22 protein-coding genes and 1 pseudogene are annotated in these 23,207 nt (G+C 32.6%); 10 read left to right on the forward strand and 13 right to left on the reverse strand.

All coding sequences use genetic code 11. The annotated features are described in order from the left end of the window. Positions 1–67: 67 nt before the first annotated feature. The 3 genes from DM444_RS21410 to DM444_RS21420 all read right to left on the reverse strand — a co-directional run bounded on the left by DM444_RS21410 (position 68) and on the right by DM444_RS21420 (position 3,231). On the reverse strand, positions 68–1,129 hold the full coding sequence (locus DM444_RS21410; protein WP_111290470.1) for a BamA/TamA family outer membrane protein: 1,062 nt from the start codon (positions 1,127–1,129) through the stop codon (positions 68–70). Positions 1,130–1,239: 110 nt separating this feature from the next. Beyond that, a complete protein-coding gene (locus DM444_RS21415; protein ID WP_111290471.1) occupies positions 1,240–2,442 on the reverse strand; it encodes an FAD-dependent oxidoreductase in 1,203 nt (400 codons plus the stop codon). A 30-nt stretch (positions 2,443–2,472) separates the two neighbouring features. After that, positions 2,473–3,231 (reverse strand): helix-turn-helix domain-containing protein, encoded by a 759-nt coding sequence (locus DM444_RS21420; RefSeq protein WP_111290472.1) that lies wholly within the window; start codon positions 3,229–3,231, stop codon positions 2,473–2,475. Positions 3,232–3,540: 309 nt separating this feature from the next. Here DM444_RS21420 and DM444_RS23800 point away from each other — a divergent pair, with 309 nt between their 5' ends. Continuing rightward, on the forward strand, positions 3,541–4,065 hold the full coding sequence (locus tag DM444_RS23800; protein WP_204251704.1) for a hypothetical protein: 525 nt from the start codon (positions 3,541–3,543) through the stop codon (positions 4,063–4,065). A gap of 266 nt (positions 4,066–4,331) precedes the next feature. On the opposite strand, the pseudogene DM444_RS21430 reads toward DM444_RS23800, so the two are convergent. From DM444_RS21430 to DM444_RS21440, 3 genes and pseudogenes are all read right to left on the reverse strand, one after another. Beyond that, positions 4,332–4,793 (reverse strand): annotated as a pseudogene (locus DM444_RS21430) (transposase); the annotation flags it as partial. 534 nt (positions 4,794–5,327) lie between these two features. Further along, positions 5,328–5,705 carry a hypothetical protein gene (locus DM444_RS21435; RefSeq protein WP_111290474.1) on the reverse strand — a complete coding sequence of 126 codons (378 nt, stop codon included), beginning with the start codon at positions 5,703–5,705 and terminating at the stop codon, positions 5,328–5,330. Positions 5,706–5,973: 268 nt separating this feature from the next. Next, entirely contained in the window at positions 5,974–6,606 is a 633-nt protein-coding gene (locus DM444_RS21440; protein ID WP_111290475.1) for a nitroreductase family protein, read from the reverse strand. 107 nt (positions 6,607–6,713) lie between these two features. Between DM444_RS21440 and DM444_RS21445 the strand changes: the two genes are divergently transcribed. Beyond that, a complete protein-coding gene (locus tag DM444_RS21445; protein ID WP_239455763.1) occupies positions 6,714–7,070 on the forward strand; it encodes a winged helix-turn-helix transcriptional regulator in 357 nt (118 codons plus the stop codon). 1 nt (position 7,071) lies between these two features. On the opposite strand, the gene DM444_RS21450 is transcribed toward DM444_RS21445, so the two are convergent. From DM444_RS21450 to DM444_RS21460, 3 genes are all read right to left on the reverse strand, one after another. Next, positions 7,072–7,545 carry a MarR family winged helix-turn-helix transcriptional regulator gene (locus tag DM444_RS21450; RefSeq protein WP_111290476.1) on the reverse strand — a complete coding sequence of 158 codons (474 nt, stop codon included), beginning with the start codon at positions 7,543–7,545 and terminating at the stop codon, positions 7,072–7,074. A gap of 2 nt (positions 7,546–7,547) precedes the next feature. Next, complete coding sequence (locus DM444_RS21455) at positions 7,548–8,033, reverse strand: GNAT family N-acetyltransferase (protein WP_111290477.1); 486 nt, start codon at positions 8,031–8,033, stop codon at positions 7,548–7,550. Positions 8,034–8,159: 126 nt separating this feature from the next. Continuing rightward, positions 8,160–8,753, reverse strand: a complete 594-nt coding sequence (locus DM444_RS21460) for a hypothetical protein (protein ID WP_111290478.1) — start codon at positions 8,751–8,753, stop codon at positions 8,160–8,162. Positions 8,754–9,065: 312 nt separating this feature from the next. Between DM444_RS21460 and DM444_RS21465 the strand changes: the two genes are divergently transcribed. The 3 genes from DM444_RS21465 to DM444_RS21475 all read left to right on the forward strand — a co-directional run bounded on the left by DM444_RS21465 (position 9,066) and on the right by DM444_RS21475 (position 11,715). Next, positions 9,066–10,043 carry an NAD(P)H-dependent flavin oxidoreductase gene (locus DM444_RS21465; RefSeq protein ID WP_239455764.1) on the forward strand — a complete coding sequence of 326 codons (978 nt, stop codon included), beginning with the start codon at positions 9,066–9,068 and terminating at the stop codon, positions 10,041–10,043. An 88-nt stretch (positions 10,044–10,131) separates the two neighbouring features. After that, a complete protein-coding gene (locus tag DM444_RS21470; RefSeq protein ID WP_111290479.1) occupies positions 10,132–11,034 on the forward strand; it encodes a YybH family protein in 903 nt (300 codons plus the stop codon). A 42-nt stretch (positions 11,035–11,076) separates the two neighbouring features. Further along, positions 11,077–11,715 (forward strand): NAD(P)H-binding protein, encoded by a 639-nt coding sequence (locus DM444_RS21475; RefSeq protein WP_111290480.1) that lies wholly within the window; start codon positions 11,077–11,079, stop codon positions 11,713–11,715. Here DM444_RS21475 and DM444_RS21480 read toward each other — a convergent pair. Both DM444_RS21480 and DM444_RS21485 read right to left on the reverse strand, forming a co-directional pair. Beyond that, entirely contained in the window at positions 11,712–12,575 is an 864-nt protein-coding gene (locus DM444_RS21480) for a leucine-rich repeat domain-containing protein (protein WP_111290481.1), read from the reverse strand. The genes DM444_RS21475 and DM444_RS21480 overlap by 4 nt on opposite strands. Before the next feature lie 130 nt (positions 12,576–12,705). Then, positions 12,706–14,988, reverse strand: a complete 2,283-nt coding sequence (locus tag DM444_RS21485; RefSeq protein WP_111290482.1) for a cation:proton antiporter domain-containing protein — start codon at positions 14,986–14,988, stop codon at positions 12,706–12,708. A 297-nt stretch (positions 14,989–15,285) separates the two neighbouring features. On the opposite strand from DM444_RS21485, the gene DM444_RS21490 reads away from it, so the two are divergent. The 5 genes from DM444_RS21490 to DM444_RS21510 all read left to right on the forward strand — a co-directional run bounded on the left by DM444_RS21490 (position 15,286) and on the right by DM444_RS21510 (position 21,193). Next, positions 15,286–17,271 carry a GAF domain-containing hybrid sensor histidine kinase/response regulator gene (locus DM444_RS21490; protein WP_111290483.1) on the forward strand — a complete coding sequence of 662 codons (1,986 nt, stop codon included), beginning with the start codon at positions 15,286–15,288 and terminating at the stop codon, positions 17,269–17,271. A 76-nt stretch (positions 17,272–17,347) separates the two neighbouring features. Next, on the forward strand, positions 17,348–17,713 hold the full coding sequence (locus DM444_RS21495) for a response regulator transcription factor (RefSeq protein WP_111290484.1): 366 nt from the start codon (positions 17,348–17,350) through the stop codon (positions 17,711–17,713). After that, positions 17,713–18,927 carry a YaiO family outer membrane beta-barrel protein gene (locus DM444_RS21500; protein ID WP_111290485.1) on the forward strand — a complete coding sequence of 405 codons (1,215 nt, stop codon included), beginning with the start codon at positions 17,713–17,715 and terminating at the stop codon, positions 18,925–18,927. The genes DM444_RS21495 and DM444_RS21500 overlap by 1 nt, the downstream gene beginning before the upstream one ends. Position 18,928: 1 nt before the next feature. Next, a complete protein-coding gene (locus DM444_RS21505) occupies positions 18,929–19,750 on the forward strand; it encodes a HEAT repeat domain-containing protein (protein WP_111290486.1) in 822 nt (273 codons plus the stop codon). A 12-nt stretch (positions 19,751–19,762) separates the two neighbouring features. After that, positions 19,763–21,193 carry a glycosyltransferase family 2 protein gene (locus DM444_RS21510; protein WP_111290487.1) on the forward strand — a complete coding sequence of 477 codons (1,431 nt, stop codon included), beginning with the start codon at positions 19,763–19,765 and terminating at the stop codon, positions 21,191–21,193. Here the strand turns inward: DM444_RS21510 and DM444_RS23700 are convergent. Then, positions 21,183–21,356, reverse strand: coding sequence for a hypothetical protein (locus tag DM444_RS23700; protein WP_162615026.1), 174 nt, complete (start codon positions 21,354–21,356; stop codon positions 21,183–21,185). The genes DM444_RS21510 and DM444_RS23700 overlap by 11 nt on opposite strands. Positions 21,357–21,479: 123 nt before the next feature. Beyond that, positions 21,480–23,171 (reverse strand): dihydroxy-acid dehydratase, encoded by a 1,692-nt coding sequence (gene ilvD, locus DM444_RS21515; RefSeq protein ID WP_111290488.1) that lies wholly within the window; start codon positions 23,169–23,171, stop codon positions 21,480–21,482. Positions 23,172–23,207: the final 36 nt, after the last annotated feature.

The following is a 23,207-nucleotide window of genomic DNA, read 5'->3' on the forward strand; positions in this document are numbered from 1 at the left end:
AGTATTATTTATACGAAAAAACTTCAAGTCGTAATAAGTTGAAGTTTAATTATATGTTTTTTCTTAATTAAAAAGCTTCGCCGATTCTAAAGTAAATTCCCCAGTCTCCTTTACCAACGGCACCGTCTATGCCTACATTAAATTTTGATTTTTTGAAAGGATTGTATCGATAGCCAACTCCACCGCCAGGATATAATTTCCAATCAAAGCTTGGAGTATCAGAACCATAAATAGTGGCAATACCAAAAAAGCCAACTAATCCCATTTTCTTAGCAAAGTTATAACGATATTCTCCCTGAATATCCATTAATCCTGAACCGCGATATTTCCCTTCGGAATAACCTCGAATATCAGTTCCTCCAATTGTACTCTGCTGTTCAAATGCTACATTTCCTAAACCAAACTTGCTGTAAAAACGAACGGCAATAACATCTTTTCCTTCTCGATAGGGAAAGTATTTATTGGCTTGAAAAGATATTCGATTCGATGCTAATTCATTATCTAAAAACTTTGGATAAGTCGACCAATCCATTCTGATTTTATAACCTTTGGTCGGATAATAGACAGCATCTCTAGTATCATATAATAAGTTTACAACCAAAGCATTGCTATGTGAAACCGATTTAGGAGAAATATCATCTTCATAAACTGTATTGTAATGTGCATACGTATAAGAAAGTCCGCCGTAGAACTTTCCAATAATTTTATGCTGACCGCCAACACTTAAAACAGTTGTTTTAGTTCCATAATCATAAAAATCTGGCTGATCAATATCATCCACATAAAATTGTGAATTCTGATTTCCAGTAAAAAAGAAAAGTTTTAATCGCCATTTGTCTTCATTCAAATACCATTTATTAAAAAGCGCTATAAAATAGGATTTATTGGTAGTGTAAATTGCCGACATTCCTGATAAAGATTTTGGCGAAATAGTATCAGCTTGATTGACTTTGTACATCGTCATCGGAATTACTCCAAACATAAAGTCTAAATTTCGATTGTAACTTAGATAAGGCATTACTCTCAATTCGATTTTCTTTTCTTTTTTCGAAATAGAATCAGTAGTTTTTTGTCCAAAAGAAGAATAGATAAAACCTGCAAAAAAGAATAGGAGTAAAAAATGCCTCATAGTATAAATTTATTTTAATGAAACTTATATGGGAATGTAGATACTTAAGAAATGCTTTTTGGGTATTTGTAAATTTAAATAAAAAATATAACTAATTGAAATTAAAATGATTAATATGATTTTGTTTTGCTGAATATCGAAAGAAGATTTTCTAAAGCATCTTTTGAATGCAATTGTTCTCCATTTCTTAAAGTATCTTTTGTCGCTTCAGCAGCTCGTTCCAGCATTCGTTTTTCAAAATAAGAAATAGCAGTTTTCAAATCTGAAAAATGATTATTGGTTAAACATTCTGAAAGTTCAAGAGCGTCTAGCATAGCAAGATTAGCACCTTTTCCAGCAAACGGAGGCATTCTATGCGCTGCATCTCCAATTAGACTTAGATTTTCCTGAGTTTTCCAAGATTGATCTAAAGGGAAATAATACTGCGGACGCGGAATAAAATACAATTCATTGCTCAGAAAAAGTTCGTGCCATTCAGAACTCCAATCTTGATAAACTTCTTTAAACCATTCAAAAATTTTCTGATTGTCTTTAAAATCCAAATCGCTTTCTACAAGCCAATTTTCGGGTATTTTAGTACTAAGCAAAAACATCAGCGAACCGTCTCTTTTTGTACCGTACATAATGTTTTGTCCATTTCCTAAAGCAAGAACTTTTCCGCCTTTCGAAAACTCAAAAAGATTGGGAGCATTTTCTTTTGCGTTATAAATCGTTCCTTCAATCATAGTAATTCCAGAATAAATGGGTTTCTCTGTACTTAAATAAGAACGGACTTTCGAATTGGCACCGTCAGCAGCAATTACCAAATCAGCATAAATAGTTTTTCTGTTTTTAAAATACAAACGCCAGCCTTGATTTTCTTTTTCCATCGAAAGAAACTGACTGTTCCAAACAACAGTTTCAGGCAAAAGCGATTCTAATAAAATAGCTCGAAGCTCCGAACGATCTATTTCTGGTCGAGGTTTTGAAATGTTCTCTAGAGAATTTGTATGGTTATTCGAAATTTCTTCAAAAGCAGTTTTCTGAATGTTATGTTCATCAAATTTCAATTCAAAATTTTGATTGACAATTCGAGCTTTACTCGCAGTTGGCCGAATATTTTCATAAAACTCAGTCAATAAATTTGCTTGTTTCATGGCTTTTAAACCAGAATCTTCATGTAAATCTAAAGGAGAACCTTGAACGCGGACTTCTGAATTTAAATCTCTTTCATAAACTTTTACATTTACATTTTGAAGTTGCAAAAGGCGCGCTAAGATTAAACCGCCCATTCCGCCGCCAATAATGGCAACTTGTTTATTTTGTAGTAACATAGTTTTGTGTTTAAAATCTATGTTGCAAAATTATTTAGAGGAAAGAGCAGATAATAGTATAAATCGGTTGTTTTTGTTTTGAAATAGTTCTTTTGGAAGTGAACCCGAAATTTTCTTGATCTCTTTAATGAAATGTGTTTGATCTGAAAAATTCTCTTCAGGAAAAAGTTTTCCTTTTGCAATATGTTCCAACGAAGCTCGAAAACGAAGAATTGAACAATATGCTTTCAGCGAAAGGCCAAAATACTGATTAAAATAGCGATTTATTTGACGGCTACTCCAATGAGATTGTTCGGATAATTCTTTGACTGACATTGCGCCGTTGCTTTCATAGATGAGTTTAAAGAGTTTTTGTTTTCGCACATCGATTTCCTTTATTAGTAAAGAATCAATTTTTGCCGAAGCTTTTTTACAGAACAATTCAAAATTTTTTAAATCATTTTCGTTGAAATCCCAAAAGTTGCTTTCGAGTATTTTTCCTGAATTTATAAGGTCTGCAATACTTTCGTTAAAAACATATTCAGCGGCAGGAAGTTTAAAGCTGATTACAAAGGTTAGACTATTGGCTGGAATTTTACCTTTTTCATATTGCTGAGTTCCTAAACCTAAAAGTCTAATTTGAAAAGAATTTTCTGTTGTTTTTATTAATGATAAGTCAATTCGTCCATCGGGAAGTCCAATTGTTTCTAGCGTTTGGTCCGATTTATTCTCCATGCACCAAAAACTATCCACAAAATCCGATAGGTTTTTGCTGGGTTTTATTGATTTGTATTCTAAATCGTTGTACATCGATCAAATTTTTAAGCGAAATTATGCAAATTACAATTCACTTCTATAAAATCAAATCATGCTTAGAACGCTTATATTAAGGTTTCTAATTCGCTAAAAACCGTCATGAAAAACTTAACATTGGGTAAGTTGTTGGTTTTAAATGGTTTGTAGTGAGTTTTTTTAGCTATGAAAAACTTAACATTGGCGAATACCTTTTTCAATCTATCTTTGTTTATTATTTTTTGATGTTAATTTAATGATTTAATAACATTGAAAATTAGTTTAAACCAAAATAAATTTAATCAATTTCTTAAAATTAACAGAATAATGGCAAAAGAAGTGCTTACTAATGAAATCGATCAGGAAGTAGAAGTTGCTCCAGTTATCTCAAGTGATGAAAACGAGCAGAAAGATGCTCCGACTTCAGAAACAGAATCGGTAAACGAAACTACAGAAGTAAAACCAAAACCTAAAAGAGCTCCAAAAAAAGCAACAGAAAAAGAAGTTGCCATTGCAGAGGAGATTACAGAAGAACCAAAGCAAGAAGGAGTTACATCTGAAGTTGAAGAAGAAACATCAGAAGAAAACGAAAACGAATCGAAATCTAAAAAGAATAAAAAGATGAAAGAAAAAGAGAAAAAAGAGAAAAAGAAAAAAGAGAAAAAGAAAAAAGTAGCTAAGAAAAAAGAAAAAGCGAAAGACAAAAAGAAGGAAAAAGCTAAAAAAGCAAAACTAAAAGCTCAAGCGAAAAAGAAAGCAAAAGCAAAAAAAGCAAAGGATAAAGCTAAAGCGAAAAAAATCGCAAAAAATAAAGCAAAAAGATCTAAAGCAAAGAAAAATAAGAAAAAATAGTTTTTAATTGTTAATGGTTAATGGTGAATTGTGAATTTTTCCAAAGCAGTCATAACAATAGAATAAAAAAGCCACAGATTATAGATTAGTATTGATTTCTAAAATCATTTTACTCTATAATCTGTGGCTTTTTTATTCGTATAGACTTTTCAATCTCAACCATCAACAATTAACCATCAACAATTAACCATCAACAATTAACCATTAACCATTAACCATTAACCATTAACCATTAACAATCAACCATTAACAATCAACCATTCTCATCTTTTGTTTTCTTTTGTTTTCTTTTGCAAAGCAAGTTTATCAATCTTCTGAAGAAATTCAGGATCAAATTCAGAATAAGCCCTTAATCGGTATTTTTCATCTCTAATTTTCATGACCAAGCGTATTTTTTGAACCATTAACCAAATTGGTTCGTAACGTTTATGACCTAAAAGATATTGAATTTTAAGAATTGATATTTTTCGATGAGAAAGCGTCATTAATTCGATGCAAATCATCCAATATCTAACGGGAAGATTAGAATTCTCCATCACGGTTCCAGATCGAAGACTGATTCGGTTGCCACATTTTCGACATTGAAATTTAAAATCATTCTGTCGGAAAGAGTGTGCATTATGCCCACATTTCCTGCATAAAAGACCATTTTCTAAGCGCTTGTTTTTTAGTTCTTCAATACAAGTTGCTTCGTCAGGATATTTTTCAAAATAGGCACGTAATTCCATTTATATAATTCCTCATTTACTTTTCGAAATATAGAATAATTTATAGAAATGAAAAGAAATTTGTATAAAAAAACTGTTTTTTAATATTATGGACTATAAAAGCATAAACAATGCTTTTGACAAATAGAAAAGATAGAGGATTTTTCTACCCGTTTTTCAAGTTTGAAGCCTTGAACTATGGGCTAAATAGGATGGTTTGTGTAATAATATATGTCGCTCCGCTGGAGCTTTTTTTTAAAGATTGTCGATTTTTTTTTCTATAAATATTTCGTCCCTCTGGGACTTTTCTAATGACTTTAAATAGTTCCTCTGGGAATTTTTTAATAATTTTAAATAGCTCCAGAGGAGCTCAATATTTATAGAAAAAACAATACCGATAGTAAAAAGCTCCAGCGGAGCGACATATTTAATTTGAACGCAAAGAAATTTTTTTACGTGTTTACTAAAATTAGATCTTGAGTTTTGTTTCCGACTAAAAAAATAAAAAGGAATACTCTTAGCAGAATATTCCTTTTTATAAGGGGCAAAATTGAGTTATAATTTAGCTACGATTTCTTTTTTGTATTTATTTAAGATAGATTTTGTCATACCTAAATTAGCTTTTGTAGAATCTACAGCTAGGTAAATAAAGTAATCTTGATTGTCAGAAACGTCGATAATGTGAATTTGAGAACTTAGCGTAATCATAATATTATCAATAACCTGACCATGTAAATTTAAAGCTTTAATAGCGTTCATTTTTGCTTTAACTACTTCAAGGTTGTAAGCAGATGCCAATTCTGGATCAAAATCTGCAACAGCAGAGTGTGAATAGTATGACATACCGCTTGCGATTTCAGCTACAGAAACTGCAATGAAACCTGGGACGTTCTTTTTTAGGTCTTCCCCAAATTGCGTTAAAAAATCAGACATAATGTTAGAATTTTAATTTGTTGTAATAAGAATGAATTGTTTTGGATGAAGCAAAATTAGCTATACGATATTATTTATTTATCCGCTTTGAATACCTTTTTTTGTATAAACATTAAAAATAACATTCTTTTAAGCAAATTGTGTTTTCTTCTGTTTTACATTACAATTGATTTTGTTTTGAAAATGAAATATTTAAACTGAAAATGCTTCTAAAAAAGCCAGCGAGGCTTTTCCAGAAGCATTCTTTATTTAAGCAAAAAATAATTTTTTACTTGATTTCTGTTATAAATTCGTCTTGTGGAGTTCTCACTTTTTTCAAATTTACCAACCAGTCGTTTGCATCATCTCTATATCCTATAGGTAAAACCAAAACGCTTTTTAGTCCAAGTTCGCTTAAACCTAAAAGTTTGTCAACTTCAGCAGGAATAAAACCTTCCATTGGAGTTGCATCTACTTGCTGTTCAGCAGCAGCAGCGATTGCTACGCCAAAAGAAATGTAAGCTTGTTTTGCAGCGTGGTTAGCGTGCCATTCTTGTCCAAGAGGCTCATACATTCCCCAAAGTCTTTGTTTGTACTCATCCATTGCATTAGCAGGAATTCCTCTTTCAGCAATTGTTCTGTCAAAAACAGCAGAAATTTTTTCTAAACTATAACCATCCCAAGCAGCCCAAACCAAAACGTGAGAAGCATCTGTAACTTGACTTTGATCAAAACTTACAGTTCTAATTTTGTCTTTTAATTCTTTGTTTGTAATAACAAAAATCTTGTAAGGCTGTAATCCAGAAGAAGATGGAGCAAGTTTTGCAGCTTCAAGAATATAATCTACTTTTTCTTGCGGAACAGCTTGTCCGTTCATTTTTTTTGTAGCGTAACGCCACTTTAGTGCATCTATTAAGGCCATTTTTCTTTAGTAATTAAAAATTGTATTCAAATGTAAACACTTTAAGTGTATTTTTGTCATCCGATTACCAAAAGTAACTGTAACATCGAGGTAACATACAATAGAACATGCTGAAAGAACTAAAACACGATCCTAAAAAATGCACACAACATATTATGGCAGTGCATGACGCAATGTATATTTTAAACGGAAGATGGAAAATCTCTATTATTGCATCACTTTGCTTTAATACTTTAAGATTTACCGATTTATTGCGCGAAGTCGAAGGAATTTCAGGAAAAATGTTAAGCAGAGAATTAAAAAATCTCGAAGAAAATCAATTAGTTACTAGAACTGTTTTGAATACACAGCCCATAACTGTAGAATATCAGCTTACAGAATACGGACATACATTAAAAGAAGTAATCGATTCTTTAGCAAAATGGGGTCATAATCACAGAAAAAAGATCACAGGGAAAGAGTAAATCAGCTTTTGAGTTCTGAAATTCTCTGAAAAAATCCCTGAGAAGCTAGTTTTTGTTCTGTTTCTTCAATAGCTTTCAAAAGATTGTTTTGATTGTCAGTGATTTCGTTTAAAGCATTTTTCATAATGGTCCAAACGGGCTGCATTTTTACAACAAGATCTTTTCCTTTTGCTGTAAGAACAATCAATCTTTTGCGTTCGTCCAATTTATCTTTTTTAGAACTGATGATTTTCTGCTTTTCCAATTCCTTCAATAAACTTATAGTAGAAGGGTGGCTATAGCCAATTTCGGCAGCAATTTCAACAACACTCAGCATTTCTTTGATGTGCAAAGTGTAAATTACAGGAAACCATTTTGGTTCAAAATCAATATCGAAAGACTTATAAATTAAAGCCCCGTCTTTGCGAAGTTGTTCGCTCAGACGTTGCAATCGAGTAGATATGGCCAAAATACCAATTTCATCAATGATATTCATTTCTATTGATTTAGATTTAAATGACAAAAAACATTATCAGGTTTCATTAACGGAAAATCAGTTGGAAGTGCTTCTTTTGGGATTGTTACAAAATTATTTTTTTCATAAAAACGTAAAGCAGCTTGCAAGAGCGTAACCGTTCCTAAATATAAGTCTTTAATTCCGTTTTCTTTGCTGTATGCAATTAACTGTTCTAATAATTGTTGGGCAATTTGAAATTCTTTTCCTCTGTATTCCTTCTTAACGAACATTTTTCTGATCGCTCCAGCTTCAGCATTAAATTTAACCAAAGCGATTGTTCCAACTAATTTCTCGTCTATAAAAGCGCCAAGAAATATTCCGCCTGGGTTATAGTAAAAGTTTTCAATGTCCAGTAAATCTGGCTGATCTTCTAAAGTAACAGGAACATTAAATTCTTTTTGCTGAATGTTTAAAATCAAATCAACGATTTCATTTTCGTACTTATTTTGTATTGGTTGAATGCGCATTTGTCTTGTAAATTAAATATATGTACAAAACTACGTAGTTAGCTACATATATGCAACAAAAAAACTGCTGAAGTCAGCAGTTTTAAGTGTTTTTTATGATTTCAAACGATTTCTTTTTATAAGATTTTATTCTTTAACTAATACAATAACGGCTTTATAACCTGTGCCAACATTCCATTCGCTTGACGAAATAACTTGACCTTTATCGTCATAAACTTTAAATTCGGCTGTGTTTGGAGAAGCAAAACCTTCGTTAAGTGCTTCAATATCAATTTTATTGATTCCTTTAACCAAGTCGATTTTTACGCTTTTAAATTCGCCATTTAAGAAAACTTCAGGTTCAATTACTTTATCGTTCAAATATACTTTTACTTTATCGCCGTCTACAAAAGCTGCATCACGGTACATAATTGTAGAAGTAGCTGAAGTGGTATTGATATTTCCTAAAAATTGATTTCTTCTATAAAAAATCCCTTCAACATTTGCGTCTTGTTTGTAAACGTTTCTGTCTTTAAATAGTTCGTCTGGATTAACCTGTAATGGCGCAGGTTTTTCTACAGGCGACGGCGGATTTTCTTTTGGAGCAACTTCTTTGGGCGGAATAACTTCTTTTACGGCAGGATCTTTTGCCGGAATCGTCTTGAATTTATTATTGAGTTCTTGGGCAAAGCTGTGCAGAGAAAAAGAAGCAAAGGCAATTATTAAAAATATTCTTTTCATGTTTTTATAAATATTAATCTTGTGTGGTATTATTTTGAAAAGATTAGATGCATCATAATCTTTTATATATAAACATTTTATGAAACCAATTATTGTCTTGTTATAATTATTTGTAGAAAAATTAACTTCTTAATAAACGGAAGAACTACATCTTTTCGCTAACTTGAAGTCCCTAAAATGAAGACTTTTTAAAGAAATTTCATTGAATATTTAAAAGACAGAAATCATGGAATGGAAAAATGTTTTAACCGACTTATTCAAAATTGATTACCCCATCATACAAGCGCCAATGCTTGCGTTACAACCCCAGAAATGACGGCATCGGCAAGCAATGCAGGAGTTTTAGGATCGCTCGCATTAGGAGATCTTCCTGCTGAAAAATGTATCGAATTGATAAGAGCAACAAGAAAATTAACTGATAAACCTTTTGCAGTAAATATTTTTGTGCATAAAATAGATCCCATTACGCCAAAATTGGAATCTGAATATTTAAAAACAAGGAAACATCTTCAAAAGTTGGCAGAAAAATCAGGAATTGATGTAGATTTTCCGAATATAAATGAAATTAAACTTACTGATTATCACGATCAAATTGAGGCAATTCAGCTGGAAAATTGCAATATTGTAAGTTTTACTTTTGGAAATTTAGATGCAGAAAGCATTGCCGCTTTAAAGGAAAATAAAGTGCTTTTAATTGGAACATGCACTTCTGTTCATGAAGCTATTGTTTTGGAGCAAAGTGGTATTGATATTATTTGCGTACAAGGAATTGAAGCGGGAGGACATCGCGGAAGTTTTCTAGAAGAAACAATTCCGCAAATTGGTGGATTGTCGTTGCTTTCGCAAGTAACAGAACATGTAAACGTACCAATTATTTATGCTGGTGGAATTTATAATGCTAAGACTTTATTGGCGTCCAAAACTTTAGGAGCAGACGGTTTTCAGATTGGAAGTTTGTTTTTGGGTTCTGTTGAAAGTGCTTTACATGATTTTGAAAAGCACCGACTTAGAAATTTAAAAGAAAATGAAATTGTTTTAACTAAAAGTTATTCAGGAAGATACGCTCGCGGAATTAGAAATGCTTTTATAGAAGAAATTGAAAATTCTGAATTTATTCTTCCGTATCCGTATCAAAATAAACTAACTGCAGAGTTGAGAAAAACAGCTAAACTGGAGAAAAACACTGATTTTGTAAGCATTTGGGCAGGGCAATCTATAAATAGTTACAGTGATGTTTCGACCGAAATTATTATTAGAAATCTGATAGAAGAAATAGAAAAATTTGTATAAAAAACTAAAAAGGAATATTTAAGTTTTTAATTATAAAATACTGTTTGTTAATATGTTATATTTGTTTTTCAATTAAAAATTATCGGCTATGATTAAATTTAGTTTTACCTTTTTTTTCTTAGCATTTGGTCTTTTTGCGCAAGAAAATAAAATTGATCCCGAAATTAGAAAACAAATTGAAGCGCATAATACTGCTTTTGAAACCGCTTTTACTAAAGGAAATCAAAGTGCATTAATAAAAGCATATACAGATCAATCTGTTTTTATGCCCGAACACAGCAGGCAAAGAACGGGTAAAAAGTCAATTTCTGCGTTCTACGAACAATGGCTTTCTCAGGCGAAAATTACTTCATACCAAAGAGCAATTTTGGAACTACAGGATTTTGGAAATTATGTTCTTGAAATTGGAAATTTTACTGAAAATCTGATCTTAAAAGGACAAGATCCTTATTCTTATTCTGGAAAATATGCTGTTTTATGGCAGAAAAAGAAACAGCTTCTCACTATTGTTGCAGAAATCTGGGGTTCGGCGAGTTATTTTGATGATAAAAATATTCCTCAAATAGACGATTCGGATGTTTCTCAAACTCAAGAATATATTTCGTCAGATAAGTTGACTTTAGAAGTTAAAGAAAGAAATAATACCATTAAAAGATTGGTTCAGAATAGGCAAGGAGCGGAACATGCCAAAATGTTTATGCCCGACGCGATGTATTTAACGTATTATACGCCAATTCTTTCTGGCGAAAAAGACATTACAGCTTATTTTACAGAACATGAAAAGCCTGGAACATTGAAAATTGAGCAAATCTCAATCAAGACTTCTGGAATTATAAATGCAGGAAAAGCAATTGTAGAATTTGGTTTTTACAATGTGGATTGGCGCGACGGCGATAGTAATGGAAATGTAAAAGGAAAAAGTATAAATATTTGGAAAAGAGACAGTAAGGGGAAATTAATGCTTTTTCGTCAAATGGTAAATCATGATTAAAATAGAATAAAACATTATATTTACTTTCTAAACCCTTTATTTATGAAAGCATTGGTAATTGGAGCGACAGGTGCAACAGGAAAAGAACTTGTTAATTTGCTTTTGGAAAGTAATGATTATGAATCGGTTTCAATTTTTGTGAGACGTGCTACAGGAAAATCACATTCAAAATTGAGAGAACATATTGTTGATTTTTCAAATGTAAATTCTTTTCAGGGTTTAATTACTGGAGATGTTCTGTTTTCATGTCTTGGAACAACTTTAAAAGTTGCAGGTTCAAAAGAAAAGCAATGGAAAATTGATTTTGACATTCCAGCCGAATTTGCTTCTGCTGCAAAGCAAAATAATGTTAATTCCTTGGTTTTGGTTTCTTCTTATGGAGCTTCTTCAAAAAGCAGTGTATTTTACTCGATGATGAAAGGAAAACTGGAAGAATATATAGATGAACTTCATTTTTCTCAGTATCTTATTTTTAGACCAGGACCGCTGATTCGTGAAAATTCAGATCGTTTGGGAGAAAAGATTTCGATAAATATTATTAAAGTATTCAATGCAATTGGACTTTTTAAGAATTTAAAACCAATTACAACGGCATTCTTAGCTACTAAATTATTAAAAGCACCGAAAGAATTTTCTACAGGAAAATTTACTTTGGAGCTTGGTAATATTTTGAAAATTTAAATTTTATTCCTTTCGATTAATATATTATTGATCTCATCTTTTTTATGTGAATAATATTTTTTTTGTGGATGAAAAGAAACCTCTTTTAAAGTAGGACACTCTAACAATGGTGATAAATCTCCAGTTTCACAATTCCAAAAATTAATATTTTCTAACGCATTCATATTTCGAACAAAATCTAAAGAATCTAAATCAGAGATTAATGTTTTTTTTATGCTTTGATTATTATTCAAGAAGGAATAATCAATTAATTTCTTACTTCCTTCAATGTCTAATCTTTCTAATTTTTTTAATTGTGCTAGATTATTGGCATTATATAGATTAGAATTTCTCATTAGCCAAATCCATTTTAAATTTGCTAATTCTTCAATGCCATCAAGTGAAATTAAATTTTTAGAGTTATCTAATCTTAAAAAAGTTAATTCTTTTAATTTAGATAACTCACAACAATTTTCTTTAGAATATCTTGAAAAATAAAGCTCTTTTAAATTTATTAGAGAGCTTAAGTTTTGATAGCTTTCATTATTAAGATATAATTTTTCTAATTGAGTTAATTCTTTAAAATCAATATTTATTGGTAATGCGATTGTAAAATCTATTAGTTCTTGCAGAGAATATATGGCTTCAATATTCTTAACGCTTTGAAGTTTAAAAGAATCATCAATTATTAGTTTTTTTATAAATTTTTTATCTTTTAAAGGCAATAGGTCTAAATGGCATTTAAAATCACAATCATCTGCAAAAGCTTTAATACGAATTGAATCAAAAGATTTTTTCTGCGCTTTTAATATTCCTTCTTCCAAAAATCTTGGATCTATTTCGTACATATTTATACTGCTATTATAAGTATATTTTTTCATAGCTCTCCGTGTTAAATAAATGTTTTTTCTTACAAATTTAAATATTTTTCACACAGTAAATATTATTTAAATCAAAAAAGCGCCTTCTTATTGAAAGAGGCGCTTTTTCTTTGTAAATCCAAAACAAATTCTATTTTTTATCTTCAGAGATAATTAATGTTGACGGAATATTAGTTAACCACGGGCTCTTGGTTTCTACTAAATGTTTCCATCCGTCAATTGAGATGAGCATAAGATCTTGCTGATTTAAATAATCTTTCTCGATTGAATGCTCTTTTCTTAGCGAAAGCTGACTTGAAGCAGCTTGTTCCATTAATCTAATTTTTTCTTTTGTGTCTAAATCTGACATGATTTTTCCTTCTACATCCAAAATTTCAATTCTGGCATCAGTATTCTGAATAAATTTTTGAACATAATTTTGTATCAAATCCCAATCTTTGGCATTGAATAGCGGAATAAAAATATGTGCGATTTCAGTTAAATCTTTATCAATTAAAATTCCGACTGGAATATGAGATTTAGCAATAATCTGCCTCGTTCCGTCATCAAAAGGAGCTGATTCTAAGATGTTTTCTTTTCCAGTAACGGTGTTTAATATTTTCTCAGGATTAATCATTCGGGTTGTAAAGCCAAGGACTCTTCCTAACAAACTTCCTTCATAAATAGATTGTCCAATTCCAACTAATAGTAAATCGTGTTTGCTTTTGTTGGCAACATTTACAATTTCGTTATCAATATCAGAAGACGCTTTAAACATCGTTGTGATATTTCTGTTAAGCGTTACAGATTCTTCAACAACACCTTTAAATTTTTCTGTTTCGTAAACTTCTGTATTGTAATGGTGCAATTCTTCAGTTGGTAGAAAATGCATTGCTGTAATTTCAGAACTTTCAGCTCTTTTATTCGTTAATCCATCAGCTACTTTAAGCAAAGCTCTTCCAGATTCTGGTCTGTCAAAAGATAATAAAATGCGGTATTTATTTTTCAGACTGACATCTTCTTCAGTTTCTGTTTTACTCGATTTGAAAATCCAATTAATAAAATCTAAAGTTGGACCTGTCATAAATGTAGTGGCAAGCGCCATAATTACGAACATAGAGAACAACTCTGGACTTAAAACTCCAAGATCGTAACCAATATTTAAAGCAACCAATTCGGTTAAACCTCTTGTATTCATTAATGCTCCGATCGACAAACTGTCTTTCCAGTTCTGGCCTACGAATTTTGCTGCAAGCGCACTGCTGACAAACTTACCTATAACTGCTACTGAGAAGATTAATCCAGCGATTTTCCATAAATAAGGTTCATTCAATAAACCAATTTGTGTTCTTAATCCAGTAAATACGAAGAATAATGGCAATAAAAGTACAAGTGCAACATCTTCGACTTTTTCGATAAAAAGATTTCTAAATCTAATGTTTTCAGGCATAATTGCACCAGCAATAAAAGCTCCAAATAAAGCGTGGATTCCGATAACTTCTGTCAAATAAGATGAAACTACAAGAGTTAAAAAGAATATTGCAACAATTGGTTTGCTTAATTTGTCGCTTGTAGCATATAAATCTCCGATTCTTTTAAGGAACGGACGAACTACTCTGATCATTAAAAAGACGTAACCTAAAGCTAAAAGAACCGTGTACAAAGCGCTTCCAAAAGAACCTGCTTTTACAATCGCAATTACAACTGCTAGAATACACCAAGCCGTGATGTCATCGGCTGCGGCACAAGTAATTACGATTGTTCCTAATTTAGTTTTATGAATGCCGCGTTCCTGCACAATTCTGGCAAGTACCGGAAATGCTGTGATGCTCATCGCAATTCCGGCAAACAAACCAAAAGATGTAAATTGTACATCTGCAGGGGCAAACTCGTCATATATAAAGTACGCCAATCCCATTCCTAAAACAAACGGAATGATGATACTTGCGTGGCTAATAACTACAGCATCGTGGGCTTTGTTTCTTAGAATTTTCATGTCGATTTCCATTCCCACGATATACATGAAAAGAATCAAACCAATCTGGCTTAAGAATTGAAGATTTCCAAGTGATTCAGCTGGGAATAATGCTGCTGAAAATTCGGGGAAATACATTCCAATTAATGAAGGTCCCATTACAATCCCGGCGATCATTTCTCCAATTACAGCGGGTTGTTTTATTTTGATGCAAATCCATCCAAAAATACGGGCAACAAAAATGATTGTAACGATCTGCGCCAATAATAGGGCTAACGGATGATGCAAGTTTTTAATAAGAGAATCAAGAAATTCGCCCCATTGACTTTTATCTGAAGTAGGGATTTTAAGATTTCGGCCTGTTTCCAGTTTTACACCTAATAGAATAATCCAATACATCAGAAGAGAGAAGCCTCCAATAATTCCAACGTAAAAAATACTGTTTCTTAAATTTTTCATTTACTTTAAATTTTACTCATTCAAGCGCATTATTTCTTAAAAAAAGAAAGGAAAATGGCTTTTTGAAGAGATTAGTTTATAAAATCTGAGCAATTTTATGACAAAATTGGCGTTCATGAAATAGGTGACATTCAATTTTGTAATGACCTAGAAAAAATTTGTAATGAAATAAAAAAAGGAGGATTTGACGGATAAAATTTGACGTATATCTAACAGCTTTTTTTAAGAAAGTCAAGTTAATGCAAGGGTTTTTAGATTAAATTCCCTTATCTTTATGCACTTTACCACTATAATAAAATGAATAAAGATTACCCCATTCCAGATAACGAACTACAACGTTTAGCTGCTTTAAAACGTTACAATATACTCGACACACTTCCAGATGATGCTTTTGACGATGCGACAAGGCTTGTTTCTTATATCTGCGGTGTGCCAATTGCTCATATTTCTTTTATTGATGAAAACAGACAATGGTTTAAATCTGAGATTGGAGTAGGAGTGTCCGAAGTTCCTCGAGAAATTTCTTTTTGCAATTACACTATTTTAGATACAAAAATTGTAGAAATCAATGATACGCATGTAAATGATACATTCAAAGATGATCCAAATGTTACAGGCGGATTTAATGTTAGATTTTACGCCGGCATTCCGCTAACAACTCCAGACGGTTATAATATTGGAACTTTGTGCGCGGTTGATCATGTTGTAAAAGAACTGAATGACAATCAGCGAAATGCGCTCTCAATTGTTGCCAAGCACGTTATGGCGCAGTTAGAATTAGGAACCAAGAATATCCAATTACAGCATCAGAGAAAAATTGCTGAACGTGCTGTATTGGCAAGAGATACTTTTTTGGCCAATATGAGCCATGAAATTAGAACTCCTTTAAACTCAATTATTGGTTTTACTGATCTTCTTGCGCAAACTGAATTGAATGATGTTCAGCGTGATTATATTGAAAGTGTTCAAATTGCTGGAGAAAATTTATTGCTAATTGTCAATGACGTACTGGATATTTCTAAAATTGAATCTGGAAATTTAGTAATCGAATCTGAACCGTTCAATTTAAAGAAGACACTGAAACATGTCTATAATTTATTGAAGGTAAAAGTGCAGAAAGATGTCGAATTTAATCTTTTTCTTGATGCAGAAATGCCCGATATGGTGATTGGCGATCAAGGAAGACTTAATCAGATATTGGTGAATCTTATAGGAAACTCACTTAAATTTACCAATGAAGGCGAAGTGACAGTTTCTGTAAAAAAGATTGATGAAACAGAGGATGATTATTTGCTTAAATTTTCTGTGAAAGATACTGGAATTGGAATTCCTAAAGATAAGCTTAAAACTATTTTTGAACGATTTACGCAAGGTGAAGAAAGTACAACTAGAACTTATGGCGGTACTGGACTCGGACTTAATATTGTAAAACAATTAGTTGAGCTGCAAAAAGGGGAAGTAGATGTAAAAAGTACACCAAACCGTGGTTCAGAATTTTGGGTTCAATTGACTTATAAAAAAGTAGATGTTGTTGAAATAAAAGAAAAATCTGTTTCTAAAAATAATCTAGGAAATCTTAAAATTCTTCTTTGCGAAGACAATGTTTTAAACCAAAAGCTCGCAAAAAGCGTAATTAATAATTTTGGATTTGATTTGGATATTGCACAAAACGGCGAAGAAGGTATCGAACTTCTTTCTCAAAACAAATATGATTTGGTATTAATGGATTTGCAAATGCCTGTTAAAGACGGATACCAAACGACAGAATACATTCGTAAAGAAATGAATTCTACTATTCCAATTATTGCCATGACTGCGCATTCTTTAGTAGGAGAACAAGAAAAATGTTATAAAGTAGGAATGAATGCTTATGTGCCAAAACCGTTTAAACAGCCTGTTCTTTTAAAAGCAATAAAAACAGTAATGAATCAGGACAGTGAAGCGAATCATAGAAGAATTGTAGATATGACTTTCCTAGACGAAATGTCTTGTGGCGATACTGAATTTAAAAAAGAGATGATAAATCTTTTTGTAGAAAAAATTCCGAGTCAGGCCAAGGAGATGGAAGAATCGTTTCATAATACAGATCATGATAGCGTAAAGAAATTGGCGCATAATATGAAGTCAAGCATGGATATTTTTATGCTGCAGGATTTGAGTAATTGCCTTTCGATTATTGAAGAAGAAGCCACAACTGGCGAATTTACAGCTGAAACTTTGGATAAAGTAAATATTTTTAGCTGTGGAATTGATGAAGTTATAAAAATTTTAAAAGAGCTATGAAATAAGGGAAATATGCAATAGCTTTACAATATTGATGTTATAAAATAAAGGTGTCCCCAAGATAAAAATTAAAAAAATGAGAATTATTTTAGCCGAAGATAATGATATCCTACGCAAATCATTATCTTTTTTCTTAGAGTCTAAAGGATTTAGTGTTGACCAATTTTCTGATGGTAAAGAAGCACTTGAAGCAATCCAAAAAGAAAATTATGATTTAGTATTGACAGACATTAACATGCCTGGCGTAAGCGGTATGGAGATTACGCAATATATTAGACAAAGCCTCAAATCAGATGTTCCTGTAATTATATTGACTTCTTCGGGTGTCGAACAAACAGAATTGGATTCTTTTGATATTGGCGCTAATGAATTTATTGCCAAGCCAGTCAGTCCGGCTGTGCTTTTAGTGAGAATCAATAAATTACTAAACATACGTGCCTAATGAAATTTGTATATTATTCTATCTGCCTTTTGTTTATTTCTTCCATTGCAATTGGACAAGAAATAAATGTCGATGAGACATTAGCGAATGTGAAACGTGAAGTTGAAAAACAAAACTACGACAAAGCATTAACGCTTATGGATCCGTTACGCACCAAATTTCCAAACGACGAAGACATACAAACCTATACAGGACGAATTTACAGCTGGAAAAAAGACTACAAAACAGCTATAAAGGTCTTGTCTCCATTGGCAGACAGAAATAATCCAAATCCAGAAGCTTTACAAGCACTTATAAACGTTTACTTTTGGACAGAAGATTATGAAAAATGTATTTCGTATTGCGATAAATATTTAGCTATTGATCCAAAATCAGTAGATGTATTAAAAACCAAAGCAACTTGTCTGGAGAAATTAAACCGAGATGAGGAAGCATTAGATTTAATACAGAAATCAGCTTATATTGATAATAGTACTCAGGCTTTCAGAGGAATCAGAACGCTTATTGGGCGAAAAGCAAAAAATGCAGTTTCAGCTTCTTATTTAAATGTCTCTACTTCAGAGCCAGGACAGTCTCCATTTCATTATGGATATGTGGAATACTCGCATAAATTCAGTAAATCAGCTATTGTTGGAAGAGCGAACATTGGAAACATCAGCGGTGATACACAAATGTTATTTGAAACCGATTTTTACCAAACTTTTTCAAACAAAAGTTATTTGTATGCAAATGCTGGAGTTTCAACTGGCGAGACTATATTTCCAGTAGCTAAAGGAGGTTTAGAATATTATTTTGCCCCGCAAAAAAAGTTTGATTTTTCGCTTGGAGCAAGATTTATGCATTTTGATTCAGACGATATTACCTTGCTTACAGGGCAAGTAGTGTATAATGCAGGAATTTACAGTTTTGGTTACCGACCTTATTATGATATTTCTAACGAATTATTTTCTCATGTTTTAAGTGTTCAGCGCGTAAACGAAGAAAAAGAGCGTATCATAAGATTGGAATTGCAATATGGAAACGTTCCGTATTTGTATCTCTACAACAGTTTTACACAGCCATTAAAGGCATATCGTGCAGGAATTCAATACCAGCATCGTTTTGGCGATTCGTTTTTTGTGCGTCCAATTTTCCTTTATGAGCGTGAAGAATACATACCTGGAGAATATAGAAATAGGTTCAATGTTCAGTTAATCGTAACAAAACGCTTTTAATATGACAGAAATCTGGGAACTATATAAAGCCGGTCAGTGGGAAGTGCCTTTCCTTACTTTTTCGATCTATCTGTTTGTATTAGGTTCGTTCATTATGTATCTTGTTATTGTGGCTAGCCGAAGCAATAAAATTAAAAAAGAAAGACTTAGAAACGAATACAGTAGCTTAATTGAAAAAATAATGGCATCTGTTATTTTTGAAGATGTATCATTTTCAACAATAAAAGAAGATAAAAATTTTTTAGTGCTTTTTGACACTTCTTTTTTTAGAGAAGTTTTGACAGAATCTCTTATCAATCTTCATAAAAATTATGAAGGGATTTATGCCAAGAAACTGGAGCAATTTTATAAAGATTCTGGATTAATAAAAGATTCATACAGAAGGCTGAAAAGTCTAAAATGGGAAGTAAAATGCAGAGCAATTACAGAATTGGCAGAATTTAATATAAATGAAGCATTTGATTTGATTATTGCCTTCTCTAAAGCTAGAAATAAAACACTGAAAATTACTGCGATAAATGCTTGTATTAAACTTGGAGGTACGCAAAGTATAGCCTATTTAGTAGAACATTCAGACCCGATAGACGATTGGATGCAGTTGAATATTATTAATGCTTTTAAGAAACACGAAGTTGGTGATACAGAAGGAATTGAGTTTTTGTTAGAATCACAAAACACAACTGTCGTTACGCTTGGTCTGAAACTTATAAAAGAACTTAAGCTGACGCAGAAAGTTCCGCATGTGGCGCAATTGGCGGCCCAAGCTTCAAATACAGTTATAAAATACGAAGCGCAAAGCATTTTGCAGGCATTAACCGTTTAATTTTATAAGAAAATGACTTTTTTTAATACTGAAATAGAATGGTTTTTGGATATTTATATACTCCTGATTCTTGGTTACGCCATATTAATTATGTCTTCTTATTTGATGCTGGCTTATATTTCGACAAAAGAGCTTAGAAGGTATCTTAAAAGAAACAGTTTTGTTGATTACGAAGTGTTGCTTACCAGCGAATTTGCTCCTAAACTTTCGCTGATTGCACCTGCCTATAATGAAGGAATGACTATTGAAGAAAATGTAAAATCGCTTCTTTCGTTAAACTACAATAATTATCAAGTTATTGTGGTAAATGACGGAAGTAAAGATAATTCAATGGAAATCCTGACCAAAACTTACGATTTGGTTTTGACAGAATTGGATTTTCATCCAAAAATTGAAACTAAAAAAATAAAAGGAATTTACACTTCAAGAAATGCAGCTTTCAAAAAACTAATTGTGGTTGACAAAGAAAATGGAGGTAAAGCTGATGCTTTGAATGTTGGATTAAACATTGCGCAAAACCCGTATGTGGTTTGTATTGATGTGGATTGTATTTTAGATAAAGATTCGCTTTTAAAACTAGCAAAACCATTTTTGGAATCTCACGGAAAGCGAATTATTGCAACAGGAGGTGTGGTGAGAATTGCCAATCAATGTGTGATTAAAAACGGCCGTTTGGTTGAAGTGAATATTCCAGATGTGATGTTGTCTCGAATTCAGGTTTTAGAATATCTGAGAGCATTTCTTTTAGGAAGAATGGCTTGGGGAAAACTAGACGGATTATTGCTAATTAGTGGCGCTTTTGGTGCATTTGATAAAGAAATTGCCATACTTTCTGGAGGATACAGTACTAAAACGGTCGGAGAAGACATGGAGTTAATCGTGAGAATGCGCCGTTATATGCTTGAAAATAAACTGCCTTATTCAGTAAGTTATATTCCAGATCCGCTTTGCTGGACCGAAGCTCCAGAAGATTTCAAAATATTTAAAAAACAGCGCAGCCGATGGATGAGAGGAACAATTGAAACTTTAAGTTTTCATAAAGTAATGTTCTTAAATCCGAGATATAAATTATTAGGATTACTGAGTGTGCCATATTGGACATTGTTTGAATTCTTAGCTCCAGCGATAGAATTCATTGGACTTGTTATAACAGCTGTATTTATAATTTTTGGATTGCTGAACTGGCACTTTTTCTTCTTGCTATTGCTTTTTGTGTATTCTTTTGCCGTTTTATTTTCGGTCATTGCTTTGTACAGCGAAGAAAAAACATACCATAAATATCCCAAACAGGCCGATTTTTTCAAATTGTTAATGGCAGCGTTTATTGAGCCTTTCTATTTTCATCCGCTTACGGTTTATGCCGCTTTAGTTGGGTATAAAGAAAAAGTTATGGGAACCAAAGGCTGGGGCGAAATGACAAGAAAAGGATTTACTAAAAAATAGAGAAGAGATCTGATTTTATTATAAAGCCAATTCCTGTTCCGACTAACAAACCTCTGGAAAAATCAGAAATTTTAAAAAAATTCGGAAGAATAACAGATGCTGCGATAATGAAAATTCCAATCGAGAGTAAAAATAACGTTTTTTTATTGGTTATCTTTTCCATTTTGTAACAGTTTTAGGTTGATAGTTTTGAGTATACTTTTATTAAAGATATTAAAATAAAATAAAAAAAGCTAAATCAATTTTTGATTTAGCTTTTTTTTGTAAGTGTTTGAAAAAGTATGTTTTAATCTAGATCTGTTTTTAGAACAGCGCCCGTACTTGCATTTGTAACCAACGCTCTATATTGAGAAAGCCATCTTGAATTTAAAGGTTTTTTTAAAGGTTTGAAAGCGGCTTTTCTTGCCGCAATTTCTTCATCACTCAAATTAACTGATAAAATATATTGATCAACATCAATGTGAATTTCGTCGCCATCTTTAACCAAACCAATCATTCCGCCTTCAGCAGCTTCGGGAGAAACGTGACCAATTGAAGCGCCTCTAGTTGCACCGCTGAATCTTCCGTCGGTAATTAAAGCTACAGAACTTCCAAGTCCCATTCCCATAATTAAACTGGTTGGAGAAAGCATTTCTTGCATTCCAGGCCCGCCTTTTGGTCCTTCGTAACGAATAACTACGACATTTCCAGCTTTTACTTTTCCCATCATAATTCCCGCAATTGCTTCGGCTTGGCCATCAAAACAAACTGCGCTACCCGTAAATACACGATCTCCAGTTAAACCAGCTGTTTTAATTACAGCGCCTTGTTCTGCAAGATTTCCGTATAAAATAGCCAATCCGCCAACTTTACTATACGGATTATCAATGGTATGAATAATTGTTGTGTCTTTAATTTCAGCATTGGCGATTTTCTCCAATAAAGTTTCACCGCTAATGGTAAGATTATCAATTAAAACCCCAGAACCTCTTTTGTTTATTTCTTTCATAACCGCATTTACGCCGCCAGCTCTGTTAATGTCTTCCATGTGAACGGTACTCAAACTCGGCGAAATCTTAGCAATATGCGCAACATTTCCAGAAATGGTATTAATATCCTGAAGTTTAAAATCGACATTAGCTTCATTTGCGATTGCGAGCATATGAAGAACAGTATTGGTACTTCCGCCCATTGCCATATCTACAGCAAAAGCATTACGAACAGCATTTTCATTCAAAATATTTTTCAATTTGAATTTCTCAATAGCTTGCTGATCTTTCGCAATATCACAAATTCGTCTCGCAGCTTCACGATACAACTGTTCGCGTTCAGGAGTTTGCGCTAGAATTGTTCCGTTTCCAGAAAGAGCAATTCCCATCGCTTCCATTAAAGTATTCATAGAATTAGCCGTAAACATTCCAGAACAGCTTCCACCGCTTGGACAGGCGTTACACTCGATATCATATAATTCTTCGTCGGTTATTTTTCCAGCTTCGTGTTTTCCAACTGCTTCAAATGCAGAAGCTAAGTCAATTGCAGTTCCGTTTTTGGTGTAACCTTTAGACATTGGTCCACCGCTTACAAAAATGGTTGGAACATCCACTCTCAAAGCTCCCATAATCATTCCTGGAACAATTTTGTCACAGTTTGGAATTGCAATCATGGCGTCCAATTTATGAGCATTCATGACACTTTCTATGGAGTTTGCGATAATTTCACGGCTTGGAAGCGAATATAACATTCCGTCATGTCCCATTGCTATTCCATCATCGATTCCGATTGTATTGAATTCAAACGGAACACAGCCATTAGCACGAATTTCTTCTTTGATAATTTCAGAAACTTTATTTAAGAAAAAGTGTCCCGGAATAATTTCAATAAATGAATTCGCAACTCCAATAAATGGTTTTCCGAAATCTTCGTTTTTTAAGCCCGTAGCTCGCAATAAGGATCTGTGAGGAGTTCGCTGAACACCTTTTTTTACTTCATCACTTCTCATGATAGAAAATGTTTTTTAATGTTGTTTTTTTGTTTT

Source organism: Flavobacterium ginsenosidimutans (assembly GCF_003254625.1).
In the GTDB taxonomy this organism is placed as follows: domain Bacteria; phylum Bacteroidota; class Bacteroidia; order Flavobacteriales; family Flavobacteriaceae; genus Flavobacterium; species Flavobacterium ginsenosidimutans.